General features: G+C 56.1%; 17 protein-coding genes. 6 read left to right on the forward strand and 11 right to left on the reverse strand.

Annotation, left to right across the window (positions count from 1 at the left end):
* The first annotated feature begins 190 nt into the window (after positions 1-190).
* The 3 genes from rplM to Q0903_RS15375 all read left to right on the forward strand — a co-directional run bounded on the left by rplM (position 191) and on the right by Q0903_RS15375 (position 2,283).
* A complete protein-coding gene (rplM, locus tag Q0903_RS15365; protein WP_299030031.1) occupies positions 191-652 on the forward strand; it encodes a 50S ribosomal protein L13 in 462 nt (153 codons plus the stop codon).
* A 2-nt stretch (positions 653-654) separates the two neighbouring features.
* Positions 655-1,143, forward strand: a complete 489-nt coding sequence (gene rpsI, locus Q0903_RS15370; protein WP_299030034.1) for a 30S ribosomal protein S9 — start codon at positions 655-657, stop codon at positions 1,141-1,143.
* A 120-nt stretch (positions 1,144-1,263) separates the two neighbouring features.
* A complete protein-coding gene (locus Q0903_RS15375) occupies positions 1,264-2,283 on the forward strand; it encodes an LLM class flavin-dependent oxidoreductase (RefSeq protein WP_299416864.1) in 1,020 nt (339 codons plus the stop codon).
* On the opposite strand, the gene Q0903_RS15380 is transcribed toward Q0903_RS15375, so the two are convergent.
* From Q0903_RS15380 to guaA, 10 genes are all read right to left on the reverse strand, one after another.
* Positions 2,247-2,615: a hypothetical protein gene (locus Q0903_RS15380; protein ID WP_299416866.1), complete on the reverse strand. Its 369-nt coding sequence runs from the start codon at positions 2,613-2,615 to the stop codon at positions 2,247-2,249. The two genes, Q0903_RS15375 and Q0903_RS15380, sit on opposite strands and share 37 nt — an antisense overlap.
* Complete coding sequence (locus tag Q0903_RS15385) at positions 2,608-3,225, reverse strand: TetR/AcrR family transcriptional regulator (protein WP_299030043.1); 618 nt, start codon at positions 3,223-3,225, stop codon at positions 2,608-2,610. The genes Q0903_RS15380 and Q0903_RS15385 overlap by 8 nt, the downstream gene beginning before the upstream one ends.
* Positions 3,218-4,087: a polyphosphate kinase 2 gene (gene ppk2, locus Q0903_RS15390; protein WP_299416868.1), complete on the reverse strand. Its 870-nt coding sequence runs from the start codon at positions 4,085-4,087 to the stop codon at positions 3,218-3,220. The genes Q0903_RS15385 and ppk2 overlap by 8 nt, the downstream gene beginning before the upstream one ends.
* 39 nt (positions 4,088-4,126) lie before the next feature.
* Positions 4,127-5,122: an alpha/beta hydrolase gene (locus Q0903_RS15395; RefSeq protein ID WP_299416870.1), complete on the reverse strand. Its 996-nt coding sequence runs from the start codon at positions 5,120-5,122 to the stop codon at positions 4,127-4,129.
* Complete coding sequence (gene metA, locus Q0903_RS15400) at positions 5,097-6,014, reverse strand: homoserine O-succinyltransferase (RefSeq protein WP_299030052.1); 918 nt, start codon at positions 6,012-6,014, stop codon at positions 5,097-5,099. Before metA ends, Q0903_RS15395 begins: the two co-directional genes overlap by 26 nt.
* Before the next feature lie 83 nt (positions 6,015-6,097).
* Positions 6,098-6,946: an ATPase gene (locus tag Q0903_RS15405; RefSeq protein WP_299417198.1), complete on the reverse strand. Its 849-nt coding sequence runs from the start codon at positions 6,944-6,946 to the stop codon at positions 6,098-6,100.
* A gap of 30 nt (positions 6,947-6,976) precedes the next feature.
* Complete coding sequence (locus Q0903_RS15410) at positions 6,977-7,885, reverse strand: DMT family transporter (protein ID WP_299416872.1); 909 nt, start codon at positions 7,883-7,885, stop codon at positions 6,977-6,979.
* 56 nt (positions 7,886-7,941) lie between these two features.
* A complete protein-coding gene (locus Q0903_RS15415; RefSeq protein ID WP_299416874.1) occupies positions 7,942-8,805 on the reverse strand; it encodes a DMT family transporter in 864 nt (287 codons plus the stop codon).
* Positions 8,802-9,086 carry an antibiotic biosynthesis monooxygenase gene (locus Q0903_RS15420; protein ID WP_299416876.1) on the reverse strand — a complete coding sequence of 95 codons (285 nt, stop codon included), beginning with the start codon at positions 9,084-9,086 and terminating at the stop codon, positions 8,802-8,804. Before Q0903_RS15420 ends, Q0903_RS15415 begins: the two co-directional genes overlap by 4 nt.
* Positions 9,083-10,660, reverse strand: a complete 1,578-nt coding sequence (guaA, locus tag Q0903_RS15425) for a glutamine-hydrolyzing GMP synthase (RefSeq protein WP_299030063.1) — start codon at positions 10,658-10,660, stop codon at positions 9,083-9,085. Before guaA ends, Q0903_RS15420 begins: the two co-directional genes overlap by 4 nt.
* A gap of 223 nt (positions 10,661-10,883) precedes the next feature.
* Between guaA and Q0903_RS15430 the strand changes: the two genes are divergently transcribed.
* On the forward strand, positions 10,884-12,422 hold the full coding sequence (locus Q0903_RS15430; protein WP_299416878.1) for a trimethylamine methyltransferase family protein: 1,539 nt from the start codon (positions 10,884-10,886) through the stop codon (positions 12,420-12,422).
* Here the strand turns inward: Q0903_RS15430 and Q0903_RS15435 are convergent, their stop codons facing one another.
* On the reverse strand, positions 12,423-12,725 hold the full coding sequence (locus Q0903_RS15435; RefSeq protein WP_299416879.1) for a DUF6477 family protein: 303 nt from the start codon (positions 12,723-12,725) through the stop codon (positions 12,423-12,425).
* A gap of 235 nt (positions 12,726-12,960) precedes the next feature.
* Between Q0903_RS15435 and Q0903_RS15440 the strand changes: the two genes are divergently transcribed.
* Positions 12,961-14,079 (forward strand): DUF6456 domain-containing protein, encoded by a 1,119-nt coding sequence (locus Q0903_RS15440; RefSeq protein ID WP_299416880.1) that lies wholly within the window; start codon positions 12,961-12,963, stop codon positions 14,077-14,079.
* A gap of 125 nt (positions 14,080-14,204) precedes the next feature.
* Positions 14,205-15,158, forward strand: coding sequence for a lipoyl synthase (gene lipA / locus Q0903_RS15445; protein WP_299030075.1), 954 nt, complete (start codon positions 14,205-14,207; stop codon positions 15,156-15,158).

A 15,158-nucleotide genomic window follows, 5' to 3' on the forward strand; every position in this document is an offset into this window, starting at 1 on the left:
TTCGCTGAGCGCGGTAAAAAGCTGTCGATATATCCGATTTTTATGGGGTAAAATAATACCGTAATTGTAAGTCCATGTTTTGTATGTTTTTATTGCGGTTGGTCGCGCTTGACGTGGAGGGTGGCACGGGTATAACCCGCCCATCACAACGGGGCATCGCCCCTGTCACCTACTAGCGGGATTACCGTATATGAAAACCTTTTCTGCAACACCGGCAGACATTGACAAGAAATGGATCATCATCGACGCCGAAGGCATCGTGTTGGGCCGTCTTGCGTCGATCATCGCCATGCGTCTGCGGGGCAAGCACAAGCCCTCCTTCACACCTCACATGGATTGCGGCGACAACGTCATCGTGATCAACGCCGAGAAAATCCAGATGACCGGCAAGAAGCGTGAAGAAATGTTCTATTGGCACACCGGCCACCCCGGCGGGATCAAAGAACGCTCCAAGCAAGACATCCTTGATGGCAAGCACCCCGAGCGTATCGTGACACTGGCCGTCAAGCGTATGCTGCCCGGCAACCGTCTGAGCCGCCAGATCATGACCAACCTGCGCGTTTATGCGGGTGGTGAGCATCCTCATGAGGCCCAAGAGCCTGAAGTTCTGGATGTTGCATCCATGAACAAGAAAAACACACGGAGCGCATGAGCATGTCTGACGAAATCAACACACTCGAAGACCTCGCATCTGTAGCCGGCATTGAAGCCACTCCAGAAGTCGAGCTGACCCCCCGTGAGCCCATCCGCGACGAGCTGGGCCGTTCCTATGCAACTGGCAAGCGTAAAGATGCGGTCGCCCGCGTCTGGATCAAACCCGGTTCCGGCAAAGTAACCGTCAACGGCAAGCCGCAGAACGAGTATTTTGCACGCCCCGTGCTGCAGATGATCCTTCAGCAGCCTTTTGGCATCACAGGTACAGATGGCCAGTTTGACGTCTACGCGACAGTCAAAGGCGGCGGTCTATCTGGTCAGGCGGGCGCAGTAAAGCACGGTGTTTCCAAAGCACTGCAACTTTACGATCCCTCCCTGCGCGGCGCACTCAAAGCGGCAGGCTTCCTCACACGCGACAGCCGTGTTGTTGAGCGTAAGAAATACGGTAAGGCCAAAGCGCGTAAGAGCTTCCAGTTCTCCAAGCGTTAAGTTTTACGACACTTCTGGAAAAGGCCGCGCCACTGGGCGCGGCCTTTTTCGTTTGATCGATAGGGGCTTTTGCGCGTCTGTGATCGTACCTATGTTGGTGTTAACCAATGAGGGAAGCCCATGAAATACTCTGTTCTTGATTTATGTCCGGTGCCAGAGGGCAGCAGCACATCAGACGCCATGCGCAACAGCGTCGAACTGGCGCAGCATGTGGAGCAGTTGGGCTATCATCGCTATTGGATGGCAGAGCATCACAACATGCCGGGCATCGCTTCGGCGGCGACATCTGTTTTGCTGGGGCATATCGCGGGCAAGACAAACACCATCCGCGTGGGCGCAGGTGGCGTCATGCTGCCAAATCACGCGCCCCTCACCATCGCAGAGCAGTTTGGCACATTGGCAAGCCTTTATGGTGCGCGCATTGATCTAGGGCTTGGCCGCGCGCCGGGCGGGGATCACGCAGTATGGCAAGCATTGCGGCGTGGCCGCACTGGCGAAGATAACTTCCCCGCGGAAGTAGCTGAATTGATGGGATATCTTGGCGACGCTGATTCGCGTGCTGCGGTACAGGCCCATCCAGGGCAAGGGACGCATGTGCCACTATGGATTTTGGGGTCATCCCTGTACGGTGCGCAACTGGCCGCACATTTTGGTTTGCCCTATGCGTTTGCCTCGCATTTCGCGCCTGACGCGCTGGAGGACGCGGCCTATATCTACCGGCGTGATTTCAAACCGTCCGAGACATTGGACAAACCCAAATTCATGTTGGCGGTAAATGTTATCGCTGCCGAGACGGACGCCGATGCAACCTATTTGCGTACTTCTGTCCAGCAGGCTTTTGCGCGTTTGCGCAGCGGTACGCCGGGTAAATTACCGCGCCCTGTTGATGATATTGACGCCGAAATCGGATTGCCCATGCGACGTGCAGTGGATCAGGCCCTGCGGATCACTGCAGCCGGATCGCCCGAAACAGTTCGACGGCAGTTATCAGACATCTTGTCGAAGTATCAGCCTGATGAAGTTATCCTGACAGGGCAAATTCACGATCAGACAGCGCGCAAACGATCTTTCACGATAGCAGCGGAGGTAATGCGTGATCTGGCTCAGGAGCGGCAATTGGAAGGTGCGGCCAGCCTGTAGAAAGTGCGCCCATTTTCACGTTGGCGCTGCTCGACACATGTATCGGAGACAAACCATTGCGCAGCGGCAAGGCTGTTCGTGCTTACCGTAGTTGTGGTGCCATCTGGAAGGCGGACAACTGCGCGAAAGCTTAATTGGGTATCCGATGAGCTATCGAATGTGGAGATGACTTCAACAGCGAAGTAACCCACATGGCTGTGTCTGTCTGGCGTGGCAAGGATGAAGTAGGTGACTGCAGCAGCAATAAACACGCCGCCCGACAGGATCAGCGCGCCATATTCATGCGCTAAAAGCCGCCATTCCAATGGCAAAAGCTGCCAAAATCTATTCATCAGGTGCGATTAACCCCAATCCACGCAGGTAAATGCCTATTCCCGTCTCTAGCAAATCTTCTGGCGGGAAAGGGGATGCACGACCGGGTGAATTGCGGGCAAATAGTTCAACCACGCCGTGGCTCATCGCCCAGATATGGGCCGAGAACATGGAGGGGGGCGGGCGCTTGTCTGCGGGAATGTGCTGGCTGAGATCGGTCGCTGCCTGCTCCAGGACCATATTGGCGCGGTTGGCCACCGATGCCAACGCAGCGGAGCGGTTGATCTGGACGCCGCTTTCGAACATCGCAATATAGTGACCGGGATATTTACGCGCAAAGGCCAGATAGGCGCGGCCTGTCGCCTCGAAGGCGCGCAGGGCCGAGGGTTGGCCGCTCTCATACGCAAATTGCATCAAATCGCCAAAGATTTCATAGCCCTGAAGGGCGGCTTCAGCGATCAGGTCCTCGCGGCCCTCAAAGTGGCGGTAGACGGCGGCAGGGGTGACACCTGCCTGCTTGGCAGCTTCGGACAAGGTAAAGCCTGTCGGGCCGCGCAACTCGATCAGTTGCAGGGCGGCATCAACCAATGCCTGGCGCAGATTGCCGTGATGATAACCACGTTTAGGCATCCCAGATGTCTGGACCGCCGCAAATCTTGGGGTCGATCCGACCAATCGCATCTTTGTCTTTACGGGTGTAGTCAAAGGTATGCAGCACGGTTCTGATTGCATTCAGGCGCGCACGACGTTTGTCATCCGAGCGTACAATGGTCCAAGGTGCGATATCGGTGTGGCTGCGGCTGAGAGTGTCTTGTATGGCAGCCGAATATGCGTCCCACAGGTGCAGACCTTTTACATCGATCCCCGACAGCTTCCATTGTTTAAGTGGATCGGATTCGCGTTTGAGCATGCGGCGCAACTGCTCGGCGCGACCCACGTTGAGCCAGAATTTGAAAAGATGCACATTGTCATCCACAAGCATTTGTTCAAACGGTTGGACCTGGGAAAAGAAATGGGCGTTTTGCGCGGGGGTGCAAAAACCGAAAACCGGCTCCACTACACCGCGGTTATACCAAGAGCGGTCAAAGAAAACCATGTCACCTGCTGCGGGCAGGTGTTTGATATAGCGTTGAAAATACCATTGGCTCTGCTCGGTGTCCGACGGTTTGCTGAGTGCTACAACACGTGCTGCGCGCGGATTGAGGTTCATCCTGAAGCGTCCGATTGTGCCACCCTTGCCAGCGGCATCGCGGCCCTCGAAAACCATCGCGATGCGTGTGCCACTTTCGCGCACCCAAGACTGTAGCTTGACCAATTCGATCTGGAGAGCAGCCATCTGACGTTCATAGGACTTTCGACCCATCCGTTTACGGTGAGGATAGGTTTCAGACAGAATTTCACTCTTGTCGGCCGTTTGGATGGCTAGGCGAATGTCAGTCGGTGCATCATTCTCGTAGAAGGCACTGATGGCACCGTCAAAGGGCAGTTGCATGATGGGGTTCCTGCATTGAATTTGATGCACTATGCGACGTTAAAGGGACGGGCGCAAACCTGCGCGGGCAGCAGCACGGTCAATCGCATCTTCCACAGCGTCAGGTGCCGTATGCTGTGGCATGTGACCAATGCCTTCAAGGACGGTCAAAACAGCACCTTCTACCTGCTTTGACAAGGGTTCCGAGTGTACGGAGAGTGGAACAATCGTATCAGCGTCACCATGCACGATCTCTAGCGGAAGCTGCAAGCTACTGTAGCGCTTTGACATTTTTACGATGTGGGGCCGCAGGCTGTTAACCTGCTGGGCGTTGGCGCGCAGGCTTTCGCGGCGCAGAACGAGGCCCGCACCCACATGTTCGGCATAGCCTTGCGGTGCGGGCTGGGGGGCGAATATTGTCTCGATGCTTGTGTCGATAAAGCTGGACGGGACCAGTGCCGACAAGACAGGTACAACCAACGCGCCGCCCCATGTGCTGCCGTTTACAGTGTAGGTCCATCCAAGATCTCCTGGCCAGGGGTTGGACACCGCGCCCAACATAACCACCGCCGCCGTATCTTGCGGCGCGCCCAGAGCCCAAGCCATCGCAACAGCACCACCGTAGGAGTGGCCAACCACAATAGGGCGATCCATACCTATAATTTGTCCTGCCTTTTGCAGTAGCTCTGCCTGCTCCATCGGTGTCTCTGACTGGCCGTTCCATGCACCGGATTTGTCGGGCAGACGGCCTGTCCAGCCTAATCCCGGCCTGTCAAACATGATGACGCGGTACCGGTCCGAGACACGATCGGCAAAATCAAACGTCCAGTCGCGCACATTGCCGCTGGCACCGTGGATCAACACCAGATCAGGGCCCGAACCCGCGATCAGAACATGAACAGGGGTGCCTTCTACATCAATAACGCGGCCCTGCGGGGGGTACGCAGATGTTGCAGCTGCCTCGCGTGCAGCGGCGCGCCATTGCACCACAACTACAAAGGCTAAGATAAGTGCTGCAAACACCAGCATACTAAAGACCGATTTTTTCAATGTCATATGGCGTTGATTGATAAATTTCCTGAATCCAGTTGCCGTAAAGCAGATGCGCGTGGCTGCGCCAGCGGTTCACAGGCGGCAAACTCGGGTCATCATTGGTGTAATAGTTTACAGGTATGTTAATTGGCGTCCCTTCGGCAATATCACGGTCGTATTCTTGCTTGAGCGTGTCGCGGTCATATTCGAAATGATTGAAGATATAGACAGCGCGGTGGGCTGGATCCTCGACCAGTGCAGGGCCTACCGCGTCACTGCCAAGCAGGGTTTTCAGACCGTTTGCCGCATCGATTTCATCTTGCCTGATCTCGGTCCATCGCGACACAGGGATCACGCAATCGTCGGAAAAGCCGTTCAGATAAGGCGAGGCGGGCGCGCGGTTCACATGGCGGAAACAGCCGAAAGCCTTCGCCTCCAGCATGTGTTTCTTCACACCATGAAAATGGTTGATCATCGCCATGCCACCCCAGCAGACAGCCATGGTCGACTGTATGTTGGTTTGGGTCCAGTCCATCACACGCTGCAGCTCGGCCCAATAGTCCACATCCTCAAAGTCGAGATGTTCGATGGGCGCACCTGTGATAATTAAACCGTCGAACTTTTCGTTCCAAACCTCTGAGACAGGACGATAAAAGCTCTCCATATGCTCGGCGGCGGTGTTGCGTGTCTGGTGATCGGACATACGCAGCAACGTCAGTTCGATTTGCAAAGGCGTGGCGCCAATCAATCGGGCAAACTGGTTTTCAGTCTGGATCTTCTTTGGCATCAGGTTGAGCAGTGCGATCCGCAGTGGCCTGATATCCTGCCGTGCGGCCTGATCTTCGTCCATGACGCTGACACCCTCACGGGTGAGGACGTCATAGGCGGGCAAGGCGGCTGGAATTTTGATAGGCATGGGGCAGGCGATCTCTTTAAAGTGGTTCAGCGGACAGATAGAGGCGACGCCGCGTGTACTCAAGGGCGCGCACGAATGCGTGTTCAGAGTTTGGAGGCAATCAAGTCTTCAAACTCCTGCGAACATGTAACGGCATGAATGTCTTCGGCTGTGACAGTGACACCGTAGCGCGCCATAGCGGCATAGCGCGGCTGGCGGTGCGCCAGTGCCTGTGCATATGTCCAGCGGATGAAGGTGTCTGGATCAACATCGTTTTCCGTCATGTTGTTTTCGCTTAGATATTCATTCCATACGCGGTCTAGGAATTCTGGTTGATAAGCCATTGGTTTTGGCGCGCGGTCAAAGCGGCGGATCAGCTCTTGGGAATGCGCCTCGTCCCCTTTGATCCAGACCAGCAAGCATTGATCTGCCAGTTCCATGAGCAAGGGATCATCGTCAATTTCCGTGTCGATCCATTCACAAATGGAGCCGCCCGTGTCGCAGATGAAGTTTTGATACCCGTAGAGGGTCTGCGCACGGGTCTTGAAAGCGGCTGTATCGACCAGCGCCTTGATCTCGGCGCGGCGAAACTGGCGCTGCCGTCTGCTGTATTCCTTCATCGGCAGCCCCCCCGCAGCGGGATTGCCGGGTTTGCCAAGATAGGCAGCGACGGCGCTAAGATCGTGGTCATGTACGTTTGGTTCAATATACATGGCATCTGCGCGCAGCATCTGTGCCAGAAACGGCTCTCGCATGGCGTGGGCGATCAGATTATCCTTGATATGCTGATGCATGCCCGATGTGCCGATCCGGTAATCAATAGAATAATGGAACCAGTCGCCCTGCTGCACAAGCAACTTGGAGATATGGGTCTTTCCCAAGCCCGACATGCCGAAAAATAGCACGGATTTGCGGGGCGCGCTGCGCCAGCTGTTTGCATCGGGATAGAGCATGCGTGTCTCCGCCATTAGGGTCTGACTTCCCTAGCGCGCGCGCCGCAGACGGTCAATCACGCGTCCGTCAATGATCAGCAAACCAAGGGCAAGCAGGCCAAAGCCTTTGTACGCATTTGCCGCTAATTGCTCGCCCAGAACGACAGCACCCAGCACAATGGCGATTGGGGCGATCATTAGTGTGACCAACATCAAGTTGCCGCTGCCCGCCAGCGTCAGCACGCGGTAATAGAGAAGATAGGCCAGTGCCGTGGCCCCCAACGCGTAATAGGCGATAGCCAGCAGGGTGCGTGGTTGCAGGTCCAGCCTGATTGGCCCGTCGAAGTACCATGCAAGCGGCACCATAATCAGAGTTGAGGTGGTCAACATACCCGCGGCGGCCACTTGCGGGGCCAAACCGACCAGACGCTTGCGGGCCCAGACCCCTGCAAAGGCATAGGACAGCGTGCCCGCCAATACTGCCAGTTGTGCAAGTGACGTAATATCAAAATCGCGCAGCGAGTCAGACCCGATGGCGATCACGACACCGGCAAAGCCGACAGCTACTCCCAGCGCACGGCGCGGCGTCAAACGCTCGTCGCTGAGCAGCAAGGCCGCGACCAAGACACCAAAGATCGCCGCAGTAGCATTGAAAATAGAAGTGAGCCCCGACGGGATATATAGCTGCCCCCAAGCCATCAGGCTGAACGGAATCACATTGTTGAGAATTCCCATACACGCAAAGCCGACCCAAACGCTGCGTCCACGCGGCAAAGGCAAGCGGCGCAGCAAAACGTAGATCCACAATACAAGCGTCGCCCAGCCGACACGATGTGCGACAGAGGTAAGGGGAGGGATCTCGTCCAGTGCGATGCGGATGGAGAGAAATGCTGCCCCCCAAAGTCCCGCCAAGAGCATCAAAAGCCCCCAAGCCTGTGTTGATATCGTCCGGTGTGTCATGTGATGAAACTAGACCCCCTGCGCGGGGGCAAGCGATCCGAAAGCTGCGCAAAACCTCATGGCCGTTTGCGTGTTTCGTTCCAGATGTTGAGGTAGTTGGCTGAGAAAATGATCACACCGCCCACAAAGACCCAAATCTCGATCGGCTCGTCAAACAGGATCATCGCAACGATGGCGATTACAGGCAAGCGGGCGAAATCAAGCGGCACGACGACGGTGGCAGGCGCAATAGAAAGTGCATTCGTCAGACAGAAATGCGCCAACAACCCTGCACACCCGACCAGCACCAGAAAAGGCAGGCTTTGTGCGTTGGGCAATGCAATATCGCCATCATAGCCTGCGGTAATCAGGCCGAATACCAACTGGATCGTGGTAAGAAAAAACAGGATCGAAGTGATTGAATTGTCGCGGGTCAGTCGTTTTGTCAGCATGATCGTCAGGGCGAAAAAGATTGCAGCAGTTGCGGCTGCTGCCAGACCGATATCCAACGTTCCTACGTCGGGTCGCGCAACGATCAGGATGCCGACAAATCCCAATACAGCGGCCAATGCGCGGATCCGTGTCATCTGCTCGCCCAGTATGAGGGGTGCAAGGACGGCGACCCAGAGCGGGGAAGTGAACTCTAACGCAAAAACCTGTGCGAGAGGCACGACTGCGACCGCATAAAACCACAGGTTCTGACCAGTAAAGTGAAAGGCATTGCGCAAAAAGTGCTGACCGAACTGGTCAAACCGCAACTCGCGCCAGCGGTTGCCGTAAATCGTAACGACGACCACGATGATTACACCGACCAGACTGCGGTACAGCATTATCTCGAAGGTGTCATATTCGGCGGCCAAGCTCCGCCCGGCTACGGCCATAAACGAAAAAGACGCGATGGCCCCCGTCATCCAAAGGGCAGCTTTGAGGATGACGTTCATTCAAGGCCCGTGATGGTGTAATCGCGTGCGATACCTTTGGTTTCTTGCGCCCAATCGGAGGATGCCGCGCGGGTCTGATGGGCCTCGAATGCAGCAGCATCAGTGAAACGCTCGGCCACGGACCACACCATTGGATCATCGGTTTGCGTCACTTCAAATGACAGACAGCCCTTTTCGGCACGGGTCAGCGCTATATGTGTGTCGAGGGCGGCGCGTACACGTGCGGCTTCCTCCTCCGACACGCAAGTGAGCGTTCCAGTCAGGGTGACTTCGTTATTCATTCCCATTCGATTGTTCCGGGAGGTTTGGAGGTGATGTCGTAGGTGACGCGGTTGATGCCCGGTACTTCGTTGATGATGCGCGTTGCTGTTTCGCCCAAAAACTCGTGACTGAACGGATAGTAGTCGGCAGTCATCCCGTCGACCGATGTTACTGCACGCAGCGCGCAGGCAAAGTCATATGTACGCCCATCACCCATCACACCAACGGTGCGCACAGGCAGAATGGCTACGAAGGCCTGCCAGATTTCATCGTATAGGCCATGGCGACGGATCTGATCGATATAGACGGCATCGGCCTCGCGCAGGATATCCAGTTTTTGACGTGTGATTTCACCGGGGCAGCGGATGGCAAGGCCCGGACCGGGGAAGGGGTGGCGCCCGATAAAACTGGGCGGCAGGCCCAGCTCGCGGCCCAAAACGCGGACTTCGTCTTTGAATAGTTCGCGCAGCGGCTCAACCAGTTTCAGACCCATCTTTTCGGGCAAGCCACCTACATTGTGGTGGCTTTTGATGGTGACAGAAGGACCGCCTGCAAAGGACACCGATTCGATCACATCGGGGTACAGCGTGCCTTGGGCCAGAAATTTGGCATCTTTGATTTCATTGGCGTATTTCTGGAACACGTCGATGAACAAACGACCAATGATCTTGCGCTTGGTTTCGGGGTCCGACTGGCCTTCAAGCTCACCCAGAAACAGGTCGCGTTCATCGGCGTAGATAACCTTGAGGTTCATGTTGTCACGGAACATTGTGACAACTTCTTCGGCCTCGTTTTTGCGCAGCAAGCCGTGATCGACAAAAACACAAGTCAGCTGGTCGCCGATCGCTTCATGCAGCAGGGCTGCTGCAACCGACGAATCGACGCCGCCCGACAGTCCACAAATTACATGCGCGTCACCCACTTGTGCGCGGATCTTTTCGATTGCTTCTTCGCGGTAAGCACCCATTGTCCAATCGCCGGTAAAGCCGGCGATACGGACGAAGTTTTCATACAATTTCAGGCCGTTGGGCGTGTGATGGACTTCCGGGTGAAATTGCACTGCGTAGAACTGCCGTTCGGTATCGGCGGTAATCGCGAATGGCGCATTGGGGGAGGTGCCATATACTTTGAACCCGGGGGCCAGACGGCTGACATGGTCGCCATGGCTCATCCAGACCTGCTCTCGCTCGGCGGTAAACCAGCCTTGCAGCAATTCCGTTTTCTCATCTGCGGGCGTCACAAAGGCGCGGCCAAATTCCGCCGTGCCGCCACCGCCCGAAATCTTGCCACCCTCAACCAGACCGCCCAGCATCTGCATCATAACCTGCTGGCCGTAGCAGATGCCCAGCACGGGTACACCAAGGTCAAACACCGATGCGGGCGGGCGGGGCGAATCCGCGTGTACCACGCTGGACGGGCCACCAGACAGAATGACTGCCTTTGCGCCAAAATCTTTCAGAAAGGCATCATCGACCACATTAAACGGGTGAATTTCGCAATAGACATTCAGCTCGCGCAAGCGGCGCGCGATCAGCTGGGTCACTTGGCTGCCGAAGTCGATGATAAGAAGGCGGTCATGGGTTTGATCTGTCATATGGTCTGATTAGGCAGGTGCGGGCAGGGAGGCAAGACAGATTTGGTGAACACGCCTTGTCAAAGCTTGTGGCAAATGGATTGCGCGAGGGTCCGTGCTGCGCAAATTTGACATTCCAAGTTTCTCGAATGTCGCTTTTCTACCTGCACCGCCGCAATTCGTGGACGCCGCGCAGGGGATTAGGAGTATTGCGAAGCCAACAGGTAAACAAAGGGGATATATCATGGCTGAAGCAGCACGGCGTGCACGTGGTGGAGGGGGAGCCGCGCGGCGCGCAGCCCGCACTGCGATCTCTTTCGAGACGGCAAAATATATTGAACGCAACATCCCTAATTTCGAAGTTCTCAGCGAAGAGGCTTTGGAAATCATTGAAACCAACGCCGAGACGATTCTGGAAGAGATTGGCGTAAATTTCCCTGAAAATCCCCGTGCGCTGGACCGCTGGCGCAATGCCGGTGCCGATGTTCAGGGCGAGCGGGTGCGCATTCCCAAAGGTTTGGCCCGCGAATTGATCAAAACCGCGCCTGCATCCTATACCCAGCATGCACGCAACCCAGAGCGGAATGTTGTCGTGGGTGGCAAAAACCTTGTGTTGGCCCCTGTATATGGTCCCCCGTTCGTGCGCGACGCAGCAAGCGGGCGACGCTATGCAACGATGGAAGATTTCCGTAAATTCGTAAAGCTGGGCTATATGTCCAAATGGTTGCACCATTCTGGTGGAACAGTATGCGAGCCTACGGACGTTCCGGTGAACAAGCGCCACCTTGATATGCTGCACGCCCATATGACGCTGAGTGACAAGCCCTTCATGGGGTCCGTCACCGAGCCCAGCCGCGCACAGGATTCGGTTGATATGTGCGGGGTCTTGTTCGGCGAGAAGTTCGTGCAGGAAAATACTGTGATGACATCACTCATCAACATCAATTCACCGATGACATTCGATGACGTGATGATGGGCGCGTTGGAGGTCTATGCAGAAAATAACCAAGCCTGCATTATCTCGCCCTTTATTGTGGGGGGTGCGATGGCGCCCGTATCGGTTGCGGGCACATTGACCCAAGTGCTGGCCGAAGCGCTGGCGGGCATTGCCTACAGCCAGCTTATCAAGCCAGGTGCGCCGGTGATCATGGGTGCGTTTGTAACGTCGATTGATATGAATTCCGGTGCGCCGACCTTTGGGACGCCCGAGGCTGCGCATATCACCTACGGCGCGGGGCAGTTGGCGCGACGCTTGAACCTTCCCTACCGCTCTGCGGGTTCGTTCTGTGGTTCAAAACTGCCTGATGCGCAGGCGGCGTATGAGACATCAAACAGCCTGAATATGGGGCTGTTGTCTGGTGTAAACTTCATGCTCCACGCCTGTGGTTGGCTGGAAGGCGGGCTTGTGTCCTCCTTCGAGAAATTCGTAATGGATGCCGATCAGCTGGGTACGCTGCACCATCTGGCGCGGGGCGTCGAGATTGACGAGAACGCCCAAGCGATGGATGCGATCCGCGAAGTGGGCCCTGGCGGGCATTATCTGGGCTGTGCGCACACACAGGCAAACTTCAAATCCGCCTTCTGGAAATCGGACCTGCTGGACTACAAACCATTTGAGACATGGGAAGATGAGGGCGCGCGCGACACACAGACTCTGGCAAGCCTGCGTGTTGCAAAAATGCTGGGCGATTATCAACAACCGCCGATGGATCCCGCAATCTCAGAGGCGCTGGATGCCTTTGTTGCGACCCGCAAAGAGGCAGAGCCTGACAGCTTTATGTAGTCATACTAGCTGCGGGCCCGATTGCGCGGCCCGCAGATCCCTTGCTTCGGCGACGATAGCAATCAGAACATCCACGTGGGTGACGACATTGTAAGCTGCGTCAGACTCGCTGCGTTGGTTGTTTAGATCATCCTCAATGTCCATCAGACGCATCAATGCTTCCCCGTGGCGCGGCAAAACGCCATACCCTAGCAAGGGCGGTAAGTGGGCTGTGCGGCGATAGTCTTGTGCGCCGATACGCGCGGCACGCATGAGTAAACGGGGGCGGTGCAGAGTGGCGAGTAGGCTGTGGATATCTTTCATTATTTTGCGCTCCTGAAGCTGGTCTTCCGATACAATGCTGATGTCCGGCATCCACAATAAACACTACTTATGCGGGTGTTGCGTGACTTGCTTAAACTGCGAACGGCTGCTTCAAGATTGTTTATCTTTTGTAAACAATGATGTCCCTCACGTTGAATCTTAACGAATAGGTAATCAATTCTCCCATAGGTTGCATTTACCTATTGTTAACGACACTGAGGAGGGACACTCAGAAATGGGACAAACGGCAAGAGAGATCGAGCACATAGAACATGCAACACAAAGCGGCGACGGCACAGTGCCCGGTTGGGTGCCGCGATCCGTTCAGAACTACCTCGACCATACCGAGATGGGCATCCCCATCCGCGCTTTGGCACGCGCACAAGGATGCCACGCATCGACGATACTGCGCCAGATCAGACGCGTGGAGACACTGCGTGATGATCCGTTAGTGGACGGGGTTCTGAAAACCCTCGGCGGTGCAGAGGGGGCTATGCATGTGCCAAATGCGCAGCCAAGCAAAGAAGATACCGTTGCGCCAACCAATACAGTGGCGCCTGCGTTGCCTGATACGGCTGCGTTGAGTGTGAATGCGCTGCGCGTTCTGCGACGTCTATGCGAAACGGGCGCAGTTTTGGCCGTAGCGGCAGACATGGAAAAAGGTGTCATCGTGCGCGACGGGCAAACAGGACAGAATACCCGAACAGGTGTTGTTGACCGCGCAATAGCCGAGGCGATGGCCTTAAAGGGATGGATCGCTGCCCCCGCAAACGGTCGGGTAACGCGCTATCAGATTACTGCGGCAGGGCGCAGTGCGCTAGCCGATATGATGGCGCGGGACGAAAATGCGCAGGTTATTGGTGCAGAGGCCGTTGATGCCGAAAACATGCGAGAGATCCCCCGCCGCATCCGCTATAGCCTCGCCGAAAGCCCATTGGCTGCACTGGCCCGCAGACGCGATCGCAGTGGCGCGCGTTTCTTGCAAGACGATCTTGTGCACGCAGGTGAACGCCTGCGCGAAGATTTCGAGCTTGCACAGATGGAGGCAGATGTTGCCGGAAACTGGGAGGGCTTTCTGGCGACCCTGCGCGGTGAGGCACGCCCCCCGCAGGCGGGCAGTGGGTTTACCATGAGACAGGCCCACGCGCGTGTTATTGCCGCCCTTCAGGACCTCGGTCCGGGGTTGTCGGACGTGACGTTGCGGTGTTGCTGTTTCCTTGAAGGGCTTGAAACAGCTGAGAAAAAGCTGGGCTGGTCCGCGCGTTCGGGTAAAATTGTGCTGCGTATCGCGCTCATGCAGTTGCGGCGTCACTATGCCAAAGAAGCAAACCTTGGCGGCGCGATGATTGGTTAGCGTAGTGCAGTCAGCCTCACCTGCGCGGTAAAAATCGCGCAGGTGCATAGCGGCAATGCGCCGCGACAGGGTTTTGTTTAACGTCTGATGTGTTAGGTAAGTGGCAGCCAACACATGAGGTTTCCATGCGTGATTTGAAAATCCCTGAGATGCGCCACCCTGAAAAGGCGCGCCGTCCCGATAACCCGCAGCCGAAAAAGCCTGACTGGATCCGCGTTCGCGCCCCCGGTGGCAAGGGCTATGAAACGACTGCAAAAATCATGCGTGAAAACAAGCTGGTGACAGTATGTGAAGAGGCCGGTTGCCCCAACGTCGGCGAGTGTTGGAGCCAAGGCCACGCAACCATGATGATTATGGGCGAGGTCTGTACCCGTGCCTGTACCTTTTGCAACATCGCAACGGGCAAGCCGCCAGAAGCGCTAGACGCATTTGAGCCGGGCCGTGTGGCCGACGCCGTGGCAAAGCTTGGTCTGAACCACGTCGTGATTACATCTGTTGACCGCGATGACGTAGAGGATGGCGGTGCCGAGCATTTTGCACAAACCATCCGCGCCATACGCCACCGTGCGCCCGCGACAACAATCGAGATTTTGACGCCGGACTTCATCAAGTGTGCGCCGGAAGCCCTTGAAAAGGTTGTCGAAGCGCGTCCCGACGTGTTCAATCACAACCTTGAGACTGTGCCGGGCCTGTATCCCGAGGTACGCCCCGGTGCGCGGTACTTCCATTCATTGCGCTTGTTGCAGCGGGTAAAAGAGCTTGATCCCGCGATGTTCACCAAATCGGGTATCATGGTCGGGCTGGGCGAAGACCGCCAATCGGTCATGCAGGTGATGGAAGATATGCGTGCCGCTGACATCGACTTTCTGACCATTGGCCAGTATTTGCAGCCGACGCCAAAGCACCACGCAGTCGATCGTTTTGTGCATCCTGATGAATTTGCCGCCTATGAGAAAGCGGCCTACGGCAAGGGTTTCTTGATGGTATCGGCTACCCCTCTGACACGCTCAAGCTATCATGCGGGCGATGACTTTGCCCGCCTGCGCGCCGCGCGTTTGAAAAAACTCGGGACTGGCTAG

Origin of the sequence: uncultured Sulfitobacter sp., from assembly GCF_947502895.1 — a bacterium.
GTDB lineage: Bacteria > Pseudomonadota > Alphaproteobacteria > Rhodobacterales > Rhodobacteraceae > Sulfitobacter.

Coding starts and splice junctions, on each gene's coding strand:
- rplM (WP_299030031.1), top strand. CDS start 191: ATGAAAACCTTTTCTGCAACACCGGCAGACATTGACAAGAAATGGATC.
- rpsI (WP_299030034.1), top strand. CDS start 655: ATGTCTGACGAAATCAACACACTCGAAGACCTCGCATCTGTAGCCGGC.
- Q0903_RS15375 (WP_299416864.1), top strand. CDS start 1,264: ATGAAATACTCTGTTCTTGATTTATGTCCGGTGCCAGAGGGCAGCAGC.
- Q0903_RS15380 (WP_299416866.1), bottom strand. CDS start 2,615: ATGAATAGATTTTGGCAGCTTTTGCCATTGGAATGGCGGCTTTTAGCG.
- Q0903_RS15385 (WP_299030043.1), bottom strand. CDS start 3,225: ATGCCTAAACGTGGTTATCATCACGGCAATCTGCGCCAGGCATTGGTT.
- ppk2 (WP_299416868.1), bottom strand. CDS start 4,087: ATGCAACTGCCCTTTGACGGTGCCATCAGTGCCTTCTACGAGAATGAT.
- Q0903_RS15395 (WP_299416870.1), bottom strand. CDS start 5,122: ATGACATTGAAAAAATCGGTCTTTAGTATGCTGGTGTTTGCAGCACTT.
- metA (WP_299030052.1), bottom strand. CDS start 6,014: ATGCCTATCAAAATTCCAGCCGCCTTGCCCGCCTATGACGTCCTCACC.
- Q0903_RS15405 (WP_299417198.1), bottom strand. CDS start 6,946: ATGCTCTATCCCGATGCAAACAGCTGGCGCAGCGCGCCCCGCAAATCC.
- Q0903_RS15410 (WP_299416872.1), bottom strand. CDS start 7,885: ATGACACACCGGACGATATCAACACAGGCTTGGGGGCTTTTGATGCTC.
- Q0903_RS15415 (WP_299416874.1), bottom strand. CDS start 8,805: ATGAACGTCATCCTCAAAGCTGCCCTTTGGATGACGGGGGCCATCGCG.
- Q0903_RS15420 (WP_299416876.1), bottom strand. CDS start 9,086: ATGAATAACGAAGTCACCCTGACTGGAACGCTCACTTGCGTGTCGGAG.
- guaA (WP_299030063.1), bottom strand. CDS start 10,660: ATGACAGATCAAACCCATGACCGCCTTCTTATCATCGACTTCGGCAGC.
- Q0903_RS15430 (WP_299416878.1), top strand. CDS start 10,884: ATGGCTGAAGCAGCACGGCGTGCACGTGGTGGAGGGGGAGCCGCGCGG.
- Q0903_RS15435 (WP_299416879.1), bottom strand. CDS start 12,725: ATGAAAGATATCCACAGCCTACTCGCCACTCTGCACCGCCCCCGTTTA.
- Q0903_RS15440 (WP_299416880.1), top strand. CDS start 12,961: ATGGGACAAACGGCAAGAGAGATCGAGCACATAGAACATGCAACACAA.
- lipA (WP_299030075.1), top strand. CDS start 14,205: ATGCGTGATTTGAAAATCCCTGAGATGCGCCACCCTGAAAAGGCGCGC.